The organism is Pseudoalteromonas sp. NZS100_1 (assembly GCF_015864285.1).
Taxonomy (GTDB): Bacteria; Pseudomonadota; Gammaproteobacteria; order Enterobacterales; family Alteromonadaceae; genus Pseudoalteromonas; species Pseudoalteromonas arctica.
On sequence record NZ_JADYXN010000001.1, the window covers coordinates 1 to 19,816 of the forward strand.

At 39.5% G+C, this 19,816-nt stretch carries 19 protein-coding genes; 10 read left to right on the forward strand and 9 right to left on the reverse strand.

Translation table 11 applies throughout. From position 1 onward, the window contains the following. Positions 1–59: 59 nt before the first annotated feature. Positions 60–971: a hypothetical protein gene (locus tag I6F66_RS00005; RefSeq protein WP_197208416.1), complete on the reverse strand. Its 912-nt coding sequence runs from the start codon at positions 969–971 to the stop codon at positions 60–62. Between the two features lie 512 nt (positions 972–1,483). Here I6F66_RS00005 and I6F66_RS00010 point away from each other — a divergent pair. Genes I6F66_RS00010 through I6F66_RS00025 form a run of 4 tightly spaced genes read left to right on the forward strand, consistent with a single transcriptional unit; the run spans position 1,484 to position 6,222 of the window. Then, the gene (locus I6F66_RS00010) at positions 1,484–2,722 is read left to right on the forward strand and encodes an efflux RND transporter periplasmic adaptor subunit (RefSeq protein ID WP_197160156.1); all 1,239 of its coding nucleotides are present in this window, start codon (positions 1,484–1,486) and stop codon (positions 2,720–2,722) included. 13 nt (positions 2,723–2,735) lie between these two features. Beyond that, the gene (locus tag I6F66_RS00015; RefSeq protein ID WP_197160155.1) at positions 2,736–3,416 is read left to right on the forward strand and encodes an ABC transporter ATP-binding protein; all 681 of its coding nucleotides are present in this window, start codon (positions 2,736–2,738) and stop codon (positions 3,414–3,416) included. Then, on the forward strand, positions 3,416–5,776 hold the full coding sequence (locus I6F66_RS00020) for an ABC transporter permease (RefSeq protein WP_197160153.1): 2,361 nt from the start codon (positions 3,416–3,418) through the stop codon (positions 5,774–5,776). Before I6F66_RS00015 ends, I6F66_RS00020 begins: the two co-directional genes overlap by 1 nt. A gap of 8 nt (positions 5,777–5,784) precedes the next feature. After that, positions 5,785–6,222 (forward strand): hypothetical protein, encoded by a 438-nt coding sequence (locus I6F66_RS00025; protein ID WP_197160151.1) that lies wholly within the window; start codon positions 5,785–5,787, stop codon positions 6,220–6,222. A 61-nt stretch (positions 6,223–6,283) separates the two neighbouring features. Here the strand turns inward: I6F66_RS00025 and I6F66_RS00030 are convergent, their stop codons facing one another. From I6F66_RS00030 to pspA, 8 genes are all read right to left on the reverse strand, one after another. Beyond that, positions 6,284–6,628, reverse strand: coding sequence for a 4a-hydroxytetrahydrobiopterin dehydratase (locus I6F66_RS00030; protein ID WP_002958326.1), 345 nt, complete (start codon positions 6,626–6,628; stop codon positions 6,284–6,286). A 37-nt stretch (positions 6,629–6,665) separates the two neighbouring features. Continuing rightward, entirely contained in the window at positions 6,666–7,463 is a 798-nt protein-coding gene (gene phhA / locus I6F66_RS00035) for a phenylalanine 4-monooxygenase (protein WP_002958327.1), read from the reverse strand. Positions 7,464–7,700: 237 nt separating this feature from the next. Then, entirely contained in the window at positions 7,701–8,882 is a 1,182-nt protein-coding gene (megL, locus tag I6F66_RS00040) for a methionine gamma-lyase (RefSeq protein WP_197208418.1), read from the reverse strand. A 462-nt stretch (positions 8,883–9,344) separates the two neighbouring features. Then, a complete protein-coding gene (locus I6F66_RS00045; RefSeq protein WP_197208420.1) occupies positions 9,345–10,370 on the reverse strand; it encodes a TIGR01620 family protein in 1,026 nt (341 codons plus the stop codon). Continuing rightward, positions 10,367–11,785 (reverse strand): YcjX family protein, encoded by a 1,419-nt coding sequence (locus tag I6F66_RS00050; protein ID WP_197208422.1) that lies wholly within the window; start codon positions 11,783–11,785, stop codon positions 10,367–10,369. Before I6F66_RS00050 ends, I6F66_RS00045 begins: the two co-directional genes overlap by 4 nt. A 63-nt stretch (positions 11,786–11,848) precedes the next feature. Further along, positions 11,849–12,250 carry an envelope stress response membrane protein PspC gene (gene pspC, locus I6F66_RS00055; protein WP_149591832.1) on the reverse strand — a complete coding sequence of 134 codons (402 nt, stop codon included), beginning with the start codon at positions 12,248–12,250 and terminating at the stop codon, positions 11,849–11,851. Next, entirely contained in the window at positions 12,247–12,480 is a 234-nt protein-coding gene (gene pspB / locus I6F66_RS00060) for an envelope stress response membrane protein PspB (protein ID WP_024612319.1), read from the reverse strand. Before pspB ends, pspC begins: the two co-directional genes overlap by 4 nt. Before the next feature lie 67 nt (positions 12,481–12,547). After that, positions 12,548–13,207, reverse strand: coding sequence for a phage shock protein PspA (gene pspA, locus I6F66_RS00065; protein WP_002958333.1), 660 nt, complete (start codon positions 13,205–13,207; stop codon positions 12,548–12,550). A 186-nt stretch (positions 13,208–13,393) separates the two neighbouring features. Between pspA and pspF the strand changes: the two genes are divergently transcribed. From pspF to I6F66_RS00095, 6 genes are read left to right on the forward strand one after another with little or no spacing between them, the layout of a single operon-like run. After that, positions 13,394–14,458 (forward strand): phage shock protein operon transcriptional activator, encoded by a 1,065-nt coding sequence (pspF, locus tag I6F66_RS00070; RefSeq protein WP_165740565.1) that lies wholly within the window; start codon positions 13,394–13,396, stop codon positions 14,456–14,458. A gap of 15 nt (positions 14,459–14,473) precedes the next feature. After that, complete coding sequence (locus I6F66_RS00075) at positions 14,474–16,081, forward strand: ABC transporter substrate-binding protein (protein ID WP_165740564.1); 1,608 nt, start codon at positions 14,474–14,476, stop codon at positions 16,079–16,081. Beyond that, entirely contained in the window at positions 16,081–17,115 is a 1,035-nt protein-coding gene (locus I6F66_RS00080; protein WP_165740563.1) for an ABC transporter permease subunit, read from the forward strand. The genes I6F66_RS00075 and I6F66_RS00080 overlap by 1 nt, the downstream gene beginning before the upstream one ends. Then, entirely contained in the window at positions 17,102–17,995 is an 894-nt protein-coding gene (locus I6F66_RS00085) for an ABC transporter permease subunit (protein ID WP_165728514.1), read from the forward strand. The genes I6F66_RS00080 and I6F66_RS00085 overlap by 14 nt, the downstream gene beginning before the upstream one ends. Continuing rightward, positions 17,996–18,988 (forward strand): oligopeptide/dipeptide ABC transporter ATP-binding protein, encoded by a 993-nt coding sequence (locus I6F66_RS00090; RefSeq protein ID WP_197208424.1) that lies wholly within the window; start codon positions 17,996–17,998, stop codon positions 18,986–18,988. Further along, positions 18,988–19,749: an ATP-binding cassette domain-containing protein gene (locus I6F66_RS00095; protein ID WP_101163094.1), complete on the forward strand. Its 762-nt coding sequence runs from the start codon at positions 18,988–18,990 to the stop codon at positions 19,747–19,749. The genes I6F66_RS00090 and I6F66_RS00095 overlap by 1 nt, the downstream gene beginning before the upstream one ends. The last annotated feature ends 67 nt before the right edge of the window (positions 19,750–19,816 follow it).

The following is a 19,816-nucleotide window of genomic DNA, read 5'->3' on the forward strand; positions in this document are numbered from 1 at the left end:
ATTCTTGTGTAAATCGACGTCTCATTTTATCTGCCTCTATTAAAAGTTAGAGGCGACAACTATCCTGACACAGGGGGGTAAGATAGGTGTTTACAAAACTCTTGATTAAATTCAGTGGGGAGATCGTTATAAGGATCATAATAATAAACATCCTTTTCAATGAACTCCCAGCCAGGGTGCTTGGTTAAAAGCTTATTTTTAAAACGTTCAATAAATTGCTTTTTATCTTTTATGATTAAAGCTGAATTAGCATCAAAATCTGTTGGCATTCTTCGCGATATATTTTTACAGGAGCTAAATAAGAAGTAATCATTCATAATTATCTCTATTGGAATGATACCATTTATAATTTCAGCCTTTCCAGCATTAAAGTCTACAAACTGTTCCCCTCTAATAGCTTCTTTTATTGCTTTAATTCTATAATTTCTATTCATTTCGAGATCTTTTATCGCCTTTAATAAACTTCCTTGTTTATAAAAAGAGGCTGGCGAAATTCTAAAGCGACCTAATTGGTGCATATCATTAATAAATTCCTTTTGAGAAAACTTGACTAAAGAGTTGTCCGAGAGGTTAGGGAAACTCTCATCAAACATTTTTATGCCTATAGGTTCTCCATTTTTATAATATGCATTAATTTGTTCCAAACTTTGTTTATTAGGTCCGCCATCTAAAATACCTTTTCCCTGAGCCTCAAAGAAGACTTCAGTAAATATACGAGCTAAACGATGCTCATTCTCTATTAGCGGTTTAAAACTTATTTCCCCTTTCGCATCAATATCCAAGCTATTTGTAAAAATATCAGATAGCCTTTCGAGAATGGTATTTTTCTCCTCTAAAAACAGATATGGAGATTTACAATAATCTAATTGCCATTGCTCTGTCGCTGATAATCGAGCAGTCTTAAGTTGAAGCTTATTAATATGATATTGATAAGATAAAAGTTGAATTCGATCTCTTCCTGAAAATTTCACCTATGTTCCTGCTGACTAATACCAAATGAATTACAACTTTAGCGTTAAAGCTATGCTTTAGAAATTAAATTTTTTAATTTAAACTTAATAATAAACTAGCAGCTTTGTTGGGTTTCGTTTCACTCAACCCAACCTACGCCGATAAAATTATTACCGAGCTGCTGCTCATTGCTAGCAATAGCCTCCCAAAAAACAAAAAAACACTGATAAAATAAGTGCTTTTGTATAGCAACGTAACAATTACTCTGCCCCATCTCATCAACAAACAAGATAATCAAACCTTTCTCTCACTAAACCCCATTAAAATAAAATTTACATAGTTAACTTAGTGGTGATATAACTGAATGTGTTTTGGGAACGGAGTTGGTGATAAATCAAACCGTTAGCTGCCAGCTAAAAAATATTACTCAACTAGCTTACCCTCACACCCTTTACTTAAGGAAAGTAAAAACCCTAACTAAAACAGCGTTTACCACATTTTAAAATAACAAAAGCACAAATAGGTTGTACTAATGGAAGAGTATTTAATCGTTAAACAAAAAAGTAGATACCCTATCGCTATTGCGGCTTTATTGCTGTTATTGGTTTTGGGCTATTTAATTAAAGTAGTGCTGTTCTCTGATGATATTCCTGAGCGTTATTTAAAGCCAATATTAGTCTCTCAAGTATCATTACCCAACGTATTAAAAGGGATTGGTACAATAGAGCCTACGCAAAGAGAGCTTTTGTCTGCGCCGCTAAAAGGCAATATCAACACACTTACAATTCGTGAAGGGCAAGCTATAAAAAAAGGCCAAGTATTAGCAAAGCTGACTAACTACGAATTGGAGCAAGATATACATAATGCGAGTTATGAGCAGCTTAATTTAGAATCCCAAGTAGCTATTGATAAAAGTAATTTAGCAATTAAGCTCTCGCAAATTAAAGTCGACTTATCAAAAGCTAAAATGGCATTGCAGCAGCAAGCACTTGAATTAAATGCTAATAAAGTTTTAATGGAACAAGGTATTATTTCTGCAATTCGCTTTAAACAAAGCGAAATGCTTTACAAGCAAAGTGAACTTGAAGTTAATGCCAAAAATGGTGAACTGAGTCTATTTAAAGAGGCATTTGATCAGCAATTAATTGCGCTTGATAACAAAGTAAACATCGCAAAAAACAAACTTAGCTATTTACAAAGGCGTCAAGAGCAACTAACACTCACAGCAAACTTTGACGGTACCGTAAGCCAAAACTTAGCTAAATTAGGTCAAGCGGTTACTCAAGGGCAATCACTGTTTGAGTTAATAGAGACCGACAACTTACTGGCTAAAATACAAGTCCCTCAGTATTCATCTAATCAGTTACGAATAGGCCAAAAAGCAGACATAGTTACACCCAGTGGCACAATTGCAGCTAAGGTTGATTATATAGATACAGTAATAAGAAATGGCGCTATTAATGTGTTTTTAGTATTAAACGCCCCCCCACCATCATGGCTTAGAAGCAGCCAAGCAATAGAAGCCCATATTTATTTGGAGCAATCTTTAGTAGCTCAAAACATTAAAAAACCGAATGATTTTGATAACTACAGTCTGTGGAAAATATATGAAATAACACCCTCAAGCAAAGCTATTCTTACTCATATAAATTACAAAACGACAGAGCAGGACACTTTAAGCTTTGATGGATCGCTACAAGGTAACTATGTTTTATTACTACCAGCAGCTTATGCCACTCAAAGTTACCTTGATTTGAAAGAAGTATTTTAATGAGATGTCAGTTATGAGTTATCCGTTAATAGAGTTTAATAATGTTTTTTATCAATACCCTAATACCAAAATTGATACTCTCAAAGCTGTAAGTTTTAAAATAAACAGTGGTGACTACATTGCAATAACTGGTACTTCTGGCAGTGGTAAAAGTACCCTACTTTCTATTTTAGGTTTACTAAACTTACCTAGCCAAGGGCAGTACACTATTTTAGGCACTAACACAGCAGACTTAACATCCGACTCTATTGCAGCCATTAAAAACAGAGAACTTGGTTTTATATTTCAAAACTTTAATTTATTAAATCATTTAAGCGTATTTGATAACGTAGCTTTGCCACTCAGTTACAACAAATCGGTGCCTAGAAAGGATTACCAAAAAAAAGTAGAAGCTGCGCTTAATAAAGTAAATATGCTTGAATTTATTGATAGAAAGCCAAGCCAATTGTCAGGCGGGCAACAACAAAGAGTTGCTATTGCTAGAGCATTAATAAATGAGCCCTCTATTATTTTAGCCGATGAGCCTACTGGTAATTTAGATTCGAGTAATAGCGAACAAATATATCAGTTACTCAATAAGCTAAACGACGATGGCAAAACAATTTGCTTAATAACACATGATGAAAACCATGCTAAAACAGCAAAAACGCGTTTGTATATTCAAGACGGACAGCTTAGTGCGCAAGGTTTTTGATGCTGAACTTAATTACTGATCTGACCTTAAACTGGCTAAAATATGCTAAGCAAAATACTAAATTATGGCTTAGCTGTTTGTTGCTGAGTATTCCTTTATGTTTAATTTTAAATATAAGTAATATTCATAGTCAGTTTTTATCAGCCGATTACACGGCAATAAATAACATCCACAACATTAAACAAGTTTACTTAAGTGATACTCAAAATGACTTACCCGTTGATGAGTACATTTTTGATGAAATAACTGTATTGCACCAAGATTTAGTCGGCGTTTTTGAGCGTTCTATTGATTTATCATTAAAGCTTTCGGTTAATCATGATAGCGAGCCTGTTAAGGTAAGCTTTATATCGGGGGGTTATAAACAATTAGGTATCATTCCTGCTTTAGGCAGCTTTGAGAAATTAGATTTCCCAAAACAAGGCAGCGCACTAAGTGCCGCCATTAGCTATTCGTTTTGGCATACTCATTTTAAAGGTGTCACTGATATTATTGGCAAACAGCTTGTTGTTAATAATAAAAGCATAAACATTGTTGCTGTAATGCCAAAAGAGTTTAAAAGCTTTAAACGTGCCTATGAACCTAAACTTGTTATTCCTTACTCGCAACTCAAGCGTATTTTGCCTCAAGAAAGTAGCCTGACCCCTGATACATTTACGTATATTTTAGGGCACGTTAAAAATAAAAAACTCTTTTTAAGCTTTATAAATAAGCACTTACAAAACGAAATTTTTATATTTGATAATACCGAACTTAAGTTTAGTGATGGTATTGGCGTTAGCCCTACTCACTTTAATAAAATATTGAAGCGTCTAAACTTATTGCAGTTACTTTATTATATTTTACTCACATTTAGCTTTATAGCCTTTTGTGCATTTTACTGTGCAGAGTCAATTAAAAAGCAACAAGAAGAAACTATACGCAAACTATGTGGAGCCAATAACAAACACATTTTTGTGCAGCAAATTATTGATATTGCACTCACAAGCCTACTACTTATTATTGTAATGTGCGCTTTGTATCCACTGAGCGACCGCATCAGCACAATTTTATTACCAAGCCTGAATCAGCTAAGCAGCTCTTTTTCATTATTTACGCTGGCGGTATTTTACATTGTTATTATTACTTTTTTATCGGCGCTTAGTTATTTTCAACGAAGGTGGATACACAGCAGTATTGGACGCGGCCAAAGTGCAACAACAAGCGAAAAAGTACAAGTGTTCTCATTGCTTTCGCTACTTACTAGCCTTGCTATTACAAGTGTTTACATTAGTAGTTTGGTTATTTACAGCCAGATTAATTTAAATAATAAAAGTATGGGTTTTAATGCAGATAATATTCTAATTGCCAGCTTTAGTTTTCCACAATCACCTAGCGAGGCCTTTAATGCAAATAACTCTGCTCAACAATTAATTCAGCAATTAAATTCACTGCCCATTATTGAAGAAGTATCACTTAGCTCTGCTCCGCCACTATCAGATCGCAGTGGGTTTAGTGCATGGTACACCGTTACCGGACAAGCTATCAGTTCGGGGAAAAGCGCCAGTACCGCAAGCCATAGAGTGAGCCCGCATTACTTTAAAACTATTGGCGCTAAGCTTATCTCAGGGCAAAGCGTGCAATGGCAACAGTATCAAAGCATTGTTGTTAACAGTGCTTTATGGGATCAATACTTTGCAGGCACAGAACTAAGCCAAGCTTATTTATTAGCCCAATTTGATACTGGAAAAGTAAAGCATAAAGTAGTTGGCGTTGTTAATGATATTTATAATGAAGGAGCCGATACACCAGTTCAGCCCACTGTGTACAGTGTAATAAGCGCCCTGACAGGTTTTGAAACAATCATAATTAAAACTTATGCGCCCATCACACAAGTTGAAAGTGAACTCCAAACGGCAGTAAAGGCATTAAGTGTAAACTTTAACGATTTATCACTTACCCCCCTTTCGTCTTTAGTAAAAAATGAGCAAGCCCCTAGAAATGCATTACTTATAATTACCGTTGTGTGCTCCTCAATTCTTCTACTCTCTGCGTTTTTATACAACTACAGTAGTATTAAACAACTTACGGCTAAATCATCCACAGAGCTTGCGTTAAGACGTGCTATGGGCGCTCGCAGCTACCAAATATGCTATTTATTTTTAAAGCTCTTTTTCACTGCATTTGTGATAGCCCACATAGTTATTGTTGCACTATTTTTCACCCAACATGAAAAACTACAAACTTTTTTATTTCAACAATCCGTTTTTGACCTAAATATTATACTGATAGTGCATTTAGTCATTTTGTTAGTGGTTATATGTATTATTGCTATAGAGATTAAAAAAACACTTAACAACTCGTGGAATCACTTAACTTAAGGATAAACATGTACAAATTACTACTAGCTACACTACTTATATACGGCGGAAATACATACGCTGAGCAGTACAGTTTCTCTCATTACCAAATGGTTAAATCGCCCATTAATAATACCGCACCGCAAATGTTTTTATTTAACAGCAAAGGCGAGTTGATGCATTACTCTGATAAATATTTACCAAATATTTTATCCATTTTTAAAAATAAACAAAGCCATCCTGATCCTGATTTAATTAAAAGTAATTTAGAGCAGCTATTAACAACATTGCCCGATTTTACCCAGCAAAAGTATACGTTGTTTTACACCTCAATAGATGAAGGTATAGGCCCCTGCCCGCCTTGTAGGCAACAAGAAAAAACCATCGACATGCTTAAAAGTAAGTTTTCAGATAAGCAGTTAAAGGTTCATTCAATTTCTATAATTTCCAGTGACAACGGTATATAAAAAAAAACCGCTAAATAACTTTAGCGGGCTTTTTGTTGCGAAGGTTAAATCTTTAAAAAGTTTACAGCGCGTTAAATACGTCGTCTGTTTTAGCTGCGCAAATAAAGTCGTTTTTATGTAGGCCTTTAATTGAATGGCTCCACCATGTAACGGTTACTTTGCCCCACTCGGTTAATAAACCTGGGTGATGGCCTTCGTCTTCTGCCATGTCGCCTACTTTGTTAGTAAACGCGATAGCCTGTTTAAAGTTTTTAAATTTATAAACACGCTCAAGCTGCATAATGCCGTCGCGTACTTCTGGAACCCAGTCTGGGATTTTAGTAATTAATTGTGCTAACTCTTCGTCAGATACTTTTGGCGCATCTACATGACAGGCTTCGCATTTTTGTGCACTTAATGAAGACATTCTAAATCCTTACTTTTAGCTTTTTTAGCATTAATGTTTAACTGGCTAATTTTTCTTTTGGTGGAAATTTTGGGTCGTGCAAACCAAGCTCTTTAGCTCGCTCAACCAAAGTCATAATATCCATTTGCGATATATCAAACAGATCATGAATCGAATTTATGGTGTAGTACTGTGGTTGCATAATATCAATACGGTACGGCGTACGCAGTACATCAAGCACATTCATTGGGCTGATTTCTGGCGTGTTTGAGTATACGTACTGAGTTTCACCTGGGCTTGATAAAATACCGCCGCCGTAGATACGCAGGCCATCTTCGGTTTGCATTAAACCAAATTCAACCGTAAACCAGTATATACGTGCAAGGTATACACGGTCTTTTTTCTGCGCTGCGTAACCTAATTGTCCGTACTTATGCGTAAACTCGGCAAAGTCAGGATTAGTTAGCATGGCGCAATGGCCAAATATTTCATGAAAAATATCTGGCTCTTGTAGGTAGTCAAATTCTTCGCGGCTACGAATAAATGTAGCTACCGGAAACTGCTTGTTTGCCAGTAATCTAAAAAACTCATCAAAGTCGATAAGCGCAGGCACTGGCGCAACTTGCCATCCGGTAGTGGCAAGTAATACTTCGTTTAGTTCGCTTAACTGAGGAATACGATCGTGCGGCAGGTTAATCTTTTTTAACCCTTGCATGTACTCATTGCAGGCTTTGCCTTCTATGCACGCAAGTTGGCGTGCTACAAGCTCAGACCAAATTTTATTTTCTTCATCACTCCAATGTATAACACCATTTTCGTCTGGTGTTTTGGATGTATATTTACTTGCTTTAGCCATAAGTACCTTCTTGGGTGTGAGCCCTAAATCGGTGTCAGTGTGATACTCAAACCTAATGAATATCGAATGACCCCATACTATGCAAAAGTGAAGAAAAGTTTAATAGATAGGCTAACATCAGTATTTGGCACGATCACTATAATCGTAAAGTTAAAGCTACACCTGTGGAACATTAAAAATACAGGCCTTAAATTAAAGGCCTGCAGCCTGACTTTTAACGTACACAATTAAATACACCTAGCCAATTTGAGTAAAAGCTTGGTTTAAATCACTAATAATGTCGTTAACATCTTCAAGCCCAACCGAGAGCCTGATCAGCCCATCACTTATTCCAGCGGCAGCTCGCTCCTCTGGCGTATAAGGCGAGTGGGTCATAGATGCAGGATGCTGAATCAGTGTTTCAGCGTCGCCTAGGCTTACAGCAAGTGTACAAAGTTTCATACTATCAATAAATTGCGCGCCATCTTGTAGCGTACCTTTTATTTCAAATGCAATAACACCACCAGCGGCTTTCATTTGGTTACCAATAAACTTATAACCTGGATGCGATTTAAGCCCAGGGTAATATACGGTACTTACTTGTGGATGCGCTTCTAGATACTCGGCTATTGTTTGTGCACTTTGACAATGGCGCTCTATTCTAATGGCGAGTGTTTTTAGGCCTCGATTAATTAGCCATGCATCGTGCGGGCTTATGGTTGCACCAATATCTTTTAGTACGGTCATTTTAATGTGTGTTATGTGCTCAAGCGATCCACATACAATACCGGCGACTACGTCACCGTGACCATTTAAGTACTTGGTCGCACTGTGCATTATAATGTCGATACCGTATTTTTTAGGTGATTGCAGTAGCGGCGTTAAAAAGGTGTTGTCGACCACACTAATTAAGTTGTGCTGTTTTGCAACTGCGCCAATGAGTGCCAAATCAATAACCGCCATAGTGGGGTTAATTGGCGTTTCTACAAATATCATTTTTGAATTAGGTTTAATGGCAGCGCGTAGTTCGTCCTCGTTGGTCATATCAACAAACGTGACTTCGATTCCCCAGCGCGGCAACATATGCGAGAAAAACGCAAAGGTACAACCATACAAAGCACTTGAGGCAACAAGGTGATCTCCCTGCGATAAAAAGCTCAGTACTGAGGCAGATACTGCGCCCATACCTGTTGCAGTTGCAGCAGCTGCTTCACAGCTCTCTAGTTGGGCAACTTTTTGTTCAAGCTCTGTGGTTGTAGGGTTTCCTAAGCGCGTATAAATATAGCCAGGTTCGTCGCCAGCAAAACGCGCAGCACCTTGTGCTGCGTTTTCAAAATGAAAGGTAGAGGTTTGATACAAAGGAGAAGTAAGTGCGCCATGCGGGTCGTTTGCTTTTTGTGGTCCGTGAATACACTGGGTGTTTATATGATGCTTGCTCATTGTAGGCTCGTTTTTTGATTATTATGTTTTTGCGATTCAACAATCAAAACGTATGCTCTTACAAACAGCAAGCATGCCGGATGCTCAGATGGCTATTTGTGTAAAAACCGTGCAGCGCACGTTTGTACACAAATATTGCCACCAGGGCGTGTTGACCTTTGCGGATTGAAATTTGTTCAATCTAGGGGCGATTAAATCGCGGCGCGAGGTTTGTAACCTAGTGGGCTAAGTAAAAACCGAGCAAAGCTTCCGCGTCCTGCTCACGCCCCTTACCTACATCCATGTAGGCAACAAAGAGTTTATCGCCCCTAGAAAGAACCCAACAGGCAGCGCATGTTTGGCATTTATGCTGCGTTATCGCCTATTTATGGGGAATAACCACACTACATAGGCTCTGCCTTGCCTAAATACCAAACACACTGCTGCAAATTCAACCATCAAAGATCAACACGCCCTCGTATTTTACTGCGTTGGTTCCGCCTTTTTGCGGCTCATAATTTTACCTGCGATGCTTTGCACAGTGCCTTTTAGTAAGCTGCGTTTGTTTTCAAGCCGTGGTAATGGGCGACTAAGCTCCATTGCTTTGTAACCAATACGCGCTGTAAAAATACCGGCGCTTACGCCCTGCGCAGCCCGACCCGAAAGCTTACCTAGTAGCTCAGCACTTAATGCAGTTGCTGCAAGATCAGATACAAGCTCTGCACTGCCTACAAACATCACTTGCCTTATTAACATGCGGTATAACTTTATACGGCTTGCGTAGCCAAAACCAATGCCATAAATTTTACCAATTTGTTCAATCAGTTTAGTACCTCGCCAAAGCACAGCCATCATATCCACCAGCGCCAGTGGGCTTAGGGCAACTAGCAGTGCAGATTCGGTCGCAAAACGATTTATAAGCTTTTTAGCTTTGGTGTCTTGGGTTATTAATAAACTATTGGCGTACAGCGTCATGATTTCTTTGTCGCTGTGATGCATCGCTACTTGGTTTTTAAAGGTTTCAAAGTTATCAAGCTCCTGGTGTTTATTAAGCTTTTCGAGCCAAGGTAATGCACCGCCTACTTGCTCGCTGTTTAAAAGCCTGTCGGCTTCAATTCGGTGCAATTGGTTACGCTTTAAACTGCGCAGCATTCGGTACTCTCGCCACAATAAGCGCCCTATTAGCAGCACGCCACTTACAACCGCAGTTAAATAAACACTGCCTAAAATAATTGACTGCTGAAATGCAAATACTAACGAGTACGCAAACTCTAAAAGAACCAGTACTATAAAACTAATAGCAAAAACACCTTTAAGTGTTTGCCACTTTGACTTTTTGTACACAGGTTCCAGATCTATTTCTGGCTCTAGTGCTTCATCTTCAAGTTCTTCGTAATCACTTTGTCCGTGCTGAATAATTTTTGCAGGTGCTAAAACAGGTTCGTTTTGCTCAATGCTTTGCGTATCTATACGACGCCCTGCTTGAAATGGTTGGTTTGACTCACTCATGTTAATTTGTCTCCTAGCAGGTACTGCATGACATGATCTAATCGAATATGTTTTAGTTGTTTATCGGGGCTCGGCATTGGAGAGAACGATAAAAACTCAAATCCCTGTGCTGGCCACTCACTTTTATTAAGCATCCGCGAGGGAGGTTGCGGCGGTAAATAGGTAAGCCAATCAGGCTCGTATAATGGTTTGCCGTAAATGCAGTCAAGCGTTTGGCCTTTGTCGATAATTTGGCGCGGTTGCGTTGCTGTAATTGACGACATAGCCATGGTTTCTATTTGCACACCATCAAACTTTAAATGATTACTTTGCTCATGCACGAGCGAATCAAGTAGTAGTGCTAAATCTTTATGGTGTTTTGCACTTATGTGGTCTGACTTATTAGCTGCAAATAATATTTTGTCTATGTTGGGCTTAAATAAACGTTTAAAAAAGCCTGACTCACCATAATTAAAGTGCGCGAGTAATTGGTTTATTACACTGCTTTGCTCTTGTAAGGTTTCATGCCCTTCGTTTAATGCACTCAGTACATCGACAAGTACAATTTGGCGATCAAAGTGCCTAAAATGCTCATTATAAAATGGTTTTACAACTTCTTTTATATAGGCGTTAAAACGCTTAATTAAATGCGCTAAATTAGAGCCCGCAACGACATCGTCACTGTTTATTTCACCCGATACCGGAAAAAACAATAACAATGGCGCGCCTTGTAAGTCGCCAGGCATAAGCATGCGCCCGGGTTGTAACATGGCAAGTTTTGTATCTTTTTTAAGCCCTACTAACATGCTTTGATAAAGCTGAGCAATATGAGCAAGTGCGTTTTCATCTACAGGTGCATTTAAATCAAGTTGCTCAACGGCATCTAGAAAATCACTTGATGTATTTACACGCGAAGGCTGAGTTAGTAACGGATATTGCTGCTCGCACCATTGAGAATAGCTTTGCTCAAGCATAGGTAAATCAAGAAGCCATTCACCCGGGTAGTCAATAATATCTAAATAAAGCGTTGATTGCGGCGAAAAGTGCCCACGCAGCCCTGCATTACTTTGATACTTTATTGCTAAGCGTAGTGTATTAATACGCTCGGTTGATGCAGGCCACGTAGGCTTCCCATCGCTTGGTAATAATGAATTTAGCGCGCGCGTATAATTAAATGTAGGGACTTTTAACGCCTCTTGCGGCACAACTTTAGTGGCAACATGGCGGTGCTCGCGCATTACATCAAAAAAAGGTAAGTTTTTATCGTCCGCTTGGGTTGTTAAGTGTTTAACAAGCGCGGTAATAAAGGCTGTTTTACCACTACCACTTAGGCCTGTTACGGCAAGTTTTACGTGTTGGTCTAAACTGCGATGAAGGGCTTTTTGTGCTTTGCCTTTAATACTTTTAAAGGTCTTTTTTGCAAATGATTGGCTCATAAAGTGTCTTGCACCTAATTTGCCGTAATTTATCACGCTGCAAATAAGGTGCTATTAAATCCTTTAAAGTTTGTTAATTTCACGGCTCACCGTAAACTCACTTGAAGTAACATGGCGCTCCATATCTTGAAGGCGAGTATCTACACGCGTTAAACGCTCTTTTAAATCTTGCAATGCGCGGCGCGGTGGCTCGCCCTTTTGCCATACTTTAAATTTTACTTCTAGCGGATCGTCAGTTTTAGTTGAGCTGTTAGTTTGCGCTGTTGCGGGCTCTTTTTTATCTAAAATAAACCAGGCTGCAATATACGCTACCACAAATAATGGGCCACCCGTTAGCAGTACCGCACTAACAAATATAATGCGAACTAACCATAACTCCATATTAAAGTAGTCACTTAATCCCGCACATACGCCGGCTATTTTACCGCGTTGTGGGTCTCTTAATAATTCGCGTTTGGCACTCATACTTTGCGTCTCCATTGTGGTGACTCTTGATCAAGCAATGCTTCTAGTGTTTCGACTCTGTCGGCCATTTTTTCGGCTTTATGTGCAAGCTCAAGTAACTGGCGATGTTCGTGTTCACTTAAACCTTGGCTTACTTGTTTTTTGCTACGGTAATGTAAAATTAACCACAGCGGTGCAACAAAAATCATAAACAAGATAAATGGTGCAACTAGTATCTCTGGATCAAACATAATCCTCTCCTGACAATCCGTTTTGATGTTTTTAAGCAGTGGGGTACTTTAAGTACCCCTTTATAAGTTATTTATCAGCTAGCTTCTTTTTAAGTTCGGCTAGCTCATCATCTATCTTTTCATTTTTTTGTAGATTAGCAATTTCGTCCGCTAACGTCTTTTTACCTAAATCGTAAGACTCAATTTGAGATTCTAGTCCATCAATTTTAGTTTCGTAACGTTCAAAGCGATTAAGTGCGTCTTCTACTTTTGAGCTATCAAGTGTCTTTTTCACTTCAAGGCGCGACTCAGCCGAACGTTGGCGAAGTATAATTGCCTTTTGACGTGATTTCGCATCTGCTAGCTTTTCTTGTAGTGTCGTTACTTCTTGCTGTAATTTCTCAATATGAGACTCTACATGTTCAAGTTCACTAGCGACTGAAGCAACGGCATCTGCCGACTTTTGCTTTTCAAGTAGGGCTGAACGCGCTAAATCGTCGCGGTCTTTACTTAAAGCCAGTTCGGCTTTATCTTGCCAATCGCTTACCTGTGCTTTAAGCGTATCTAAGCGGCGTACAATTTCTTTTTTCTCAGCCAATGTTTTAGCTGATGTAGAACGTACTTCAACAAGCGTATCTTCCATTTCTTGAATAATCAGACGAACCATTTTTTCTGGGTCTTCTGCTTTATCTAAAATGGCGTTGATATTAGAATTAACAATATCTGCAAAACGTGAAAAAATTCCCATAACATTTACCTCTGTAATTAAAACTTAGTTAGTCTGCTATAACTAGTATCAATATGCTTGCCAACTTTTTAAAAGTTAAAATACACTTTATTTTCATTACGTTAAACTAAATATACAAATTTCTTTAGTTATCCCTACTTATGAAATACACTAACTGTTAGTAAAAATGACCAAGAGTTAGGAAATATGAGCCAATATCGCCAACAGGATAATTTACTCGGCCAATCAGATAGCTTTCTGTCTGTATTAGATCAGGTATCGCAACTGGCTAATTTAGATAAACCGGTACTTATTATTGGTGAACGCGGCACAGGTAAAGAGCTAATAGCAGCGCGCTTACACTTTTTATCAAAACGTTGGGATCAAAACTACGTAAAGCTTAACTGTGCAGCGCTTAACGAAAACCTTCTCGAAAGTGAATTGTTTGGCCACGAAAGCGGTGCCTTTACGGGGGCAAGTAAACGCCACGAAGGTCGTTTTGAACGCGCTAACAGCGGCACACTGTTTTTAGATGAATTAGCAAACACCTCAGCTATGGTACAAGAAAAACTACTGCGCGTTATAGAATACGGTGAGTTTGAGCGTGTTGGCGGCAAACAAACTGTAAAAGTAGATACACGCTTAGTGTGTGCTACAAACGAAGACCTCCCTTATTTGGCTGAGCAAGGTGAATTTAGAAGTGACTTACTCGATCGCCTTGCCTTTGACGTAATTACCCTGCCGCCACTGCGCGAACGCCAAGACGATATTATGTTGCTTGCTGAGCAGTTTGCGATGAATATGGCGCGCGATTTAGAGTGGGAACTCTTTAGCGGTTTTACCCGAAGCGCAACAGAAACACTGCTTAGTTATGATTGGCCTGGTAATATTCGCGAACTTAAAAATGTGGTTGAACGAAGCTTATATCGCCACGGTAGTGAACATATCCCCGTTCACCAGATTATTTTAGACCCATTCGACAGCCCATTTAGACCAAAAGCGCGCATTAAAGCACCTGTAGCGACTCAAACTGTTAATGTCGAGCCTATTGTAGTTGCACAGCCGATTGCTCAAGCAAGCGCAGATATAACCCTTGATATTCAATTTCCGTGTAGCTTAAAAGAACGTTCAAACGACTTTGAAATAAACATGATTAATAAAGCGCTCGAACATAGCCAATTTAATCAAAAGAAAACTGCAGAAGTACTTGGTTTAACGTATCATCAATTACGTGGTTATCTTAAAAAATACAACTTGTTGGATCAACAATAGTCAGAGGTTATGCGGGTGCATAAATTATTACTTGTTTTGCTTGCCACCACTTTGGTTGGTTGCCTTGATAGCAAAGAAGAAATCATAGAAGAAAAAAACCAAGGCTTAGTTTACTGCGCTGAAGCCAACCCTGTGTCGTTTAATCCGCAAGTCACGACCACCGGTTCAACTATTGATATAATTGCTAACCAATTATACGACCGTTTAATTAGTATTGACCCTGTTACGGCAGAGTTTCAAAGTGAGCTGGCGACCGATTGGAAAATTAGTAAAGATGGTAAATCGGTTACCTTTACCTTGCGTAAAGATGTAAAGTTTCATACAACTTCTTATTTTACCCCCTCGCGGGATTTTAACGCCGACGACGTTATATTTACCTTTAGCCGATTATTCGATGTCTATAATCCATATCACTTTGTGGGCGATGCCAATTACCCGTATTTTCAAAGTGTGGGGATTGATCAACTTATTCGTAAAATTGTGCGCGTGTCTGACTATCAAGTGCGTTTTGAATTGTTTAATCCTGAAAGTAGCTTTTTAGCCAATATGGCTACCGACTTTGCCGTGGTGCTTTCAGAAGAATACGCCATGAAACTTAAGAAAAACAATCAAGAAAACTTATTTGATCAGTACCCAATTGGTACCGGTCCGTATATTTATAAAGAATATCGTCGAGATCACCTTGTACGCTTTTATCGTAATCCACTTTATTGGAAGCATGACGTTGCTCTTGAACAATTGGTTTACGACATAACGCCTAATGGCACTGCGCGCATAGCCAAAATGCTGACTAAAGAGTGCGATGTAACGGCTCACCCAAGTAGTGCGCAATTAAGTATTTTAGCGCAACGCGATGATATAAATATCGAAAAAGAAACAAACTTAAACATAGGTTATTGGGCGTTTAATACAGAACGTGCCCCGTTTGACGATTTACGCGTACGCCAAGCACTCGCGCATGCAATAGATGTAGATAAAATAATGCAGGCGGTTTATTACGGTAACGGTACTCGCGCACAATCTATTTTGCCGCCAACCTCTTGGGCGTTTGAGCCACAAGAAGATATTCCTACGTTTGATCCAGAACTTGCTAAAAAGTTACTTATTGAAGCAGGCTTACCTGATGGCTTTGATATGACAATATGGGCTATGCCTGTGAGTCGTATTTATAACCCTAACGCACGTAAAATGGCTGAGCTTATGCAAAGCGATTTGCGCAAAGTAGGCGTTAATGTAAGTATTGTAGAATATGAGTGGAACACGTTTATTCAGCGTATTGGCGAGCACAGGCACGACAGCGTGTTACTTGGTTGGGCGGCAGATACACCCGATCCTGATAACTTTTTTAGCCCACTGCTCAGTTGTACCGCTACTTTTAGTGGCAAAAACCCAGCAAACTGGTGTAATCCCCAATTTGATTTATTGCTTACTCAAGCACTCGACACCACTGATTTAAACAAACGTAAAAAATACTACGACGATGCACAAAGTTTGATTATTAAAGAGCTGCCGTTATTGCCTATTGCTCATGGCCTGCGCTTTCAAGCGAGTAGCGCCGATGTGGAAGGCATAACACTTGGCCCGTTTGGCGCTATTTCACTTGCCAATGCGAGGAAAAAATAATGATCTTAGATTATATTTTACGCCGCCTTGGTTTATTCCTTTTTATGATACTAATGCTTAGTGTATTTACGTTTTCGCTGGCGTATTTATTTCCCGGTGATCCACTCAGTAATTTAAGTGGCATACCGAGCAGTAACTTTGCACAGCATAGTGAGCTTGAAGACAAATATTTATACAACAGCAATTACTTTATGCAATACATTGCCTTTTTAGGGCGAATATTTCAGGGTGATTGGGGGCTTTCGTTTGCCTCAGGTAACAGTGTCTTTAGCCATATTGTTGATTTGCTACCGGCCACTTTAGAGCTAAGCGTATACGCATTAATTGTATCGGTTGTTATTGGTGTACCGACTGGCATTTTAGGCTCAGGCTATCATAAACGTTGGCCCGACAAGCTTATAAACTCGACCACTATGTTGGGTTATTCAATGCCTGTATTTTGGCTCGCATTGTTATTAATAATGGTTTTTTCATTAAAGCTTGGCTGGTTTCCTATGTCGGGGAGAATGGGGCTCCTTTACGAAATACCCGCAAATACTGGGTTTATTTTAATTGATATTGCACTTGCTGGCTTTCCGTATAAAGGCATGGCTTTTGTTGATGCGCTGCGCCATTTAACGCTCCCTACAATTGTACTTGCTATGTATCCTACAACCGTATTAATTCGCTTTACTCGCGAGTCGATGCTTAAGGTAATGGATCAAAACTTTATTAAAACAGCTAGGGCAAAAGGCCTTAACCGCCGTCAACTTATCATGCACCATGCACTGCGTAATGCATTACTGCCGGTAATTAAGCAAATTGGTTTGCAATTTAGTACGCTAATAACGCTTGCGATGATTACCGAAGTTATTTTTTCGTGGCCGGGTATTGGCCGATGGTTAATCGATAGTATTTATCAGCGTGACTTTCCTGCAATTCAAGGCGGATTAATGGCGGTATCTTTATTTGTTATTTTAGCTTCTATTACAGCTGAACTTACTTACACTTTATTCGATCCACTCTCGCGGAATCAGGCTCATGGCAAAGTTTAATTTATTTTCTGAAGAGTCGAATAAATCGCCACTCGCGCGACTTTGGCGAAAGTTTAAAAATAACCACCCTGCTTTGGTTGGTTTATGGATATTTATAGCGTTTGCACTATTAGCCGCCACCGCTCCTTTTTTAGCCCCGTATGGTGTAAACCAACAACACAGTGATGCACTACTTATTCCACCATCGTGGCGAGAAATGGGCGATGTACGCTTTCTTTTAGGTACCGATGATTTAGGCCGTGATGTACTCTCGCGCTTAATGAATGGTGCTACATATACGTTTGGCCTTTCTGTTGTAGCCGCCCTAATCACCACTATTTTTGGTGTATTAGTGGGTACTTTTGCAGGGATTAGTAAAGGACTGCGTTCAAGCTTTTTAAATCACTTACTTGATATAACGCTTTCTATTCCTTCTTTGTTATTGGCAATAATAATAATCGCTATACTCGGCCCGGGTTTAATGAATACCGTATGGGCCATTATTTTAGCGCTACTGCCGCAGTTTATTCACTCGGTGCGCAACTTGATTGTTGATGAATTAAGTAAAGACTACATTACTGCGTTTAGACTCGATGGTGCGTCTAACTGGCATATTATATCGCGCGGTATTTTCCCTAATATTTATGAGCACATTGTGGTTATATTCACGATGGCGCTTTCTACCGCTATATTAGATATTTCAGCACTGGGATTTTTAAAATTAGGGGCTCAGCCACCGACGACCGAATGGGGCGCAATATTAGCCGAAAACTTAGGCCTTATTTATTTAGCGCCGTGGACTGTAGCGCTACCTGGTGTGCTGTTATTTTTAGCCGTGTTATCTACTAATTTAGTAGGCGATGGCCTGCGACAAGTGCTTAAAGCACGTAAGGCTGATTAAATGCAATTACTCGATGTTCGTAACTTAACAATTGAACTACGTACCTCTGAAACAGTAATTAGAGCCGTAGACAGAGTGAGTTTTAGCTTAAAAGAAGGCGAAGTACATGCGCTTGTAGGCGAGTCTGGCTCTGGTAAAAGCCTAATAGCAAAAGCGATTATTGGTGTATTGAACGAACGCTGGGATATTACTGCCGACCGTATTCATTGGCGCGGCGTAGACTTAATGCGTTTAAGCCCAGAGAAACGCCGTAAAACAGTAAGCCAAGATATAGCGATGATCTATCAAGATCCAAGTCGCTGCCTTGACCCAACCGCTAAAATATTTGACCAAATTGCCGAAACACTCCCAGAGATCGCAACTAAAGGTTTCTTTTTAAAGCGCAACCGCGAGAGAAAAGACAGAGTAAAAGCGCTTATTCATAAGGTGGGCATTAAAAACCACGAAGCGGTATTAAGTAGTTACCCACATGAGCTCTCAGAGGGCGTATGTCAAAAAGTAATGATTGCGATGGCCATTGCTCGCACGCCTAAGTTATTAATCGCTGATGAGCCAACTACAGCGCTTGAGAGCACAACTCGCGCACAAGTATTTAGACTACTAAAAAGCTTAAACCAACTTAAAAACATGTCTATTTTGATGATCTCTCATGAACTTGAAGAGATTGCACATTGGTCGCATGGCATTCATGTTTTATATTGCGGGCAAATGGTTGAAGCAGGCCCAACCCATGAAATATTTAAACAGCCTCGCCATCCATACACGCAAGCATTACTAAAAAGCTTGCCTGACTACGAACAAGGTTTAGCGCATAAAGAACCTTTTTATGCACTTAAAGGGACTATCCCTACTCTGCAACATTTGCCTATTGGCTGCCGCCTAGGGCCACGCTGCCCGCAAGCACAAAAAGCCTGCGTAGTAACTCCCACCCTTACTAAGCATCATGGTCATAGTTATGCGTGCCATTTTCCGTTAATTAAGGACATGAAATAATGCAGCCACTGTTAAAAGTACAAGCGCTTTCAAAAACATTCAATGTGCGAGCAGGGCTTTTTTCACGTAAAAAGTTTGAAGTACTTAAAAATATTTCGTTTTGTGTCGGTAAAGGCGAAAGTATTGCCATAATTGGTGAAACAGGTGCAGGTAAAAGTACATTAGCAAAACTACTTTCAGGAGCTGATACTGCTGATAGCGGGCAAATTTTGCTCGAGAATAATATTATCGAAGATAATGGCGTACGCGATAATCAATGCCGGGATATTCGTATGATTTTTCAAGATTCAGCTGCATCGCTCAACCCGGGGTTAACCATTGGCGAAATGCTTGATGATTGCCTGCAATATAATACTGAACTTGATGCTAGTGAACGCACTGAAAAGATTGATGCAACGCTTTCAAAGGTGGGTTTGTTAATCGATCATAAACACTACTACCCGCATATGTTTAGTGTGGGGCAACTACAGCGTGTTGCGTTTGCTCGTGCATTAATTTTAGATCCTAAGGTGATTGTGCTTGATGAAGCCGTTTCGTCTTTAGACCCTTCTATACGCGCGCAAATAGTGAATTTATTACTTAAGCTGCAGCGCGACACAGGCCTTACATATGTGATGATCACCCATCATTTAAGTCTAGTGCGCCACATCAGTGATTATGTGGTTGTACTCGATAAAGGCGAAGTAGTTGAATACGGCCCTACTGAAGATGTTTTTCAAAATCCCCAATCAAAAGTAACGCAGCGATTACTTAGCTGCTAAACGCAGCCTAGCGTGTAATGTAATCTCCTTTATGAAGGTCTTTGTTAAATGCGCAATTTAACAACTA

Excerpts from the sequence above, each read along its gene's own strand:
- pspA (WP_002958333.1), bottom strand. The coding sequence starts at position 13,207 with ATGGGAATTTTTTCACGTTTTGCAGATATTGTTAATTCTAATATCAAC.
- pspB (WP_024612319.1), bottom strand. The coding sequence starts at position 12,480 with ATGTTTGATCCAGAGATACTAGTTGCACCATTTATCTTGTTTATGATT.
- I6F66_RS00085 (WP_165728514.1), top strand. The coding sequence starts at position 17,102 with ATGGCAAAGTTTAATTTATTTTCTGAAGAGTCGAATAAATCGCCACTC.
- I6F66_RS00025 (WP_197160151.1), top strand. The coding sequence starts at position 5,785 with ATGTACAAATTACTACTAGCTACACTACTTATATACGGCGGAAATACA.
- I6F66_RS00030 (WP_002958326.1), bottom strand. The coding sequence starts at position 6,628 with ATGTCTTCATTAAGTGCACAAAAATGCGAAGCCTGTCATGTAGATGCG.
- megL (WP_197208418.1), bottom strand. The coding sequence starts at position 8,882 with ATGAGCAAGCATCATATAAACACCCAGTGTATTCACGGACCACAAAAA.
- I6F66_RS00050 (WP_197208422.1), bottom strand. The coding sequence starts at position 11,785 with ATGAGCCAATCATTTGCAAAAAAGACCTTTAAAAGTATTAAAGGCAAA.
- I6F66_RS00080 (WP_165740563.1), top strand. The coding sequence starts at position 16,081 with ATGATCTTAGATTATATTTTACGCCGCCTTGGTTTATTCCTTTTTATG.
- I6F66_RS00045 (WP_197208420.1), bottom strand. The coding sequence starts at position 10,370 with ATGAGTGAGTCAAACCAACCATTTCAAGCAGGGCGTCGTATAGATACG.
- I6F66_RS00020 (WP_197160153.1), top strand. The coding sequence starts at position 3,416 with ATGCTGAACTTAATTACTGATCTGACCTTAAACTGGCTAAAATATGCT.
- I6F66_RS00015 (WP_197160155.1), top strand. The coding sequence starts at position 2,736 with ATGAGTTATCCGTTAATAGAGTTTAATAATGTTTTTTATCAATACCCT.
- I6F66_RS00010 (WP_197160156.1), top strand. The coding sequence starts at position 1,484 with ATGGAAGAGTATTTAATCGTTAAACAAAAAAGTAGATACCCTATCGCT.
- pspF (WP_165740565.1), top strand. The coding sequence starts at position 13,394 with ATGAGCCAATATCGCCAACAGGATAATTTACTCGGCCAATCAGATAGC.
- pspC (WP_149591832.1), bottom strand. The coding sequence starts at position 12,250 with ATGAGTGCCAAACGCGAATTATTAAGAGACCCACAACGCGGTAAAATA.
- phhA (WP_002958327.1), bottom strand. The coding sequence starts at position 7,463 with ATGGCTAAAGCAAGTAAATATACATCCAAAACACCAGACGAAAATGGT.
- I6F66_RS00090 (WP_197208424.1), top strand. The coding sequence starts at position 17,996 with ATGCAATTACTCGATGTTCGTAACTTAACAATTGAACTACGTACCTCT.
- I6F66_RS00095 (WP_101163094.1), top strand. The coding sequence starts at position 18,988 with ATGCAGCCACTGTTAAAAGTACAAGCGCTTTCAAAAACATTCAATGTG.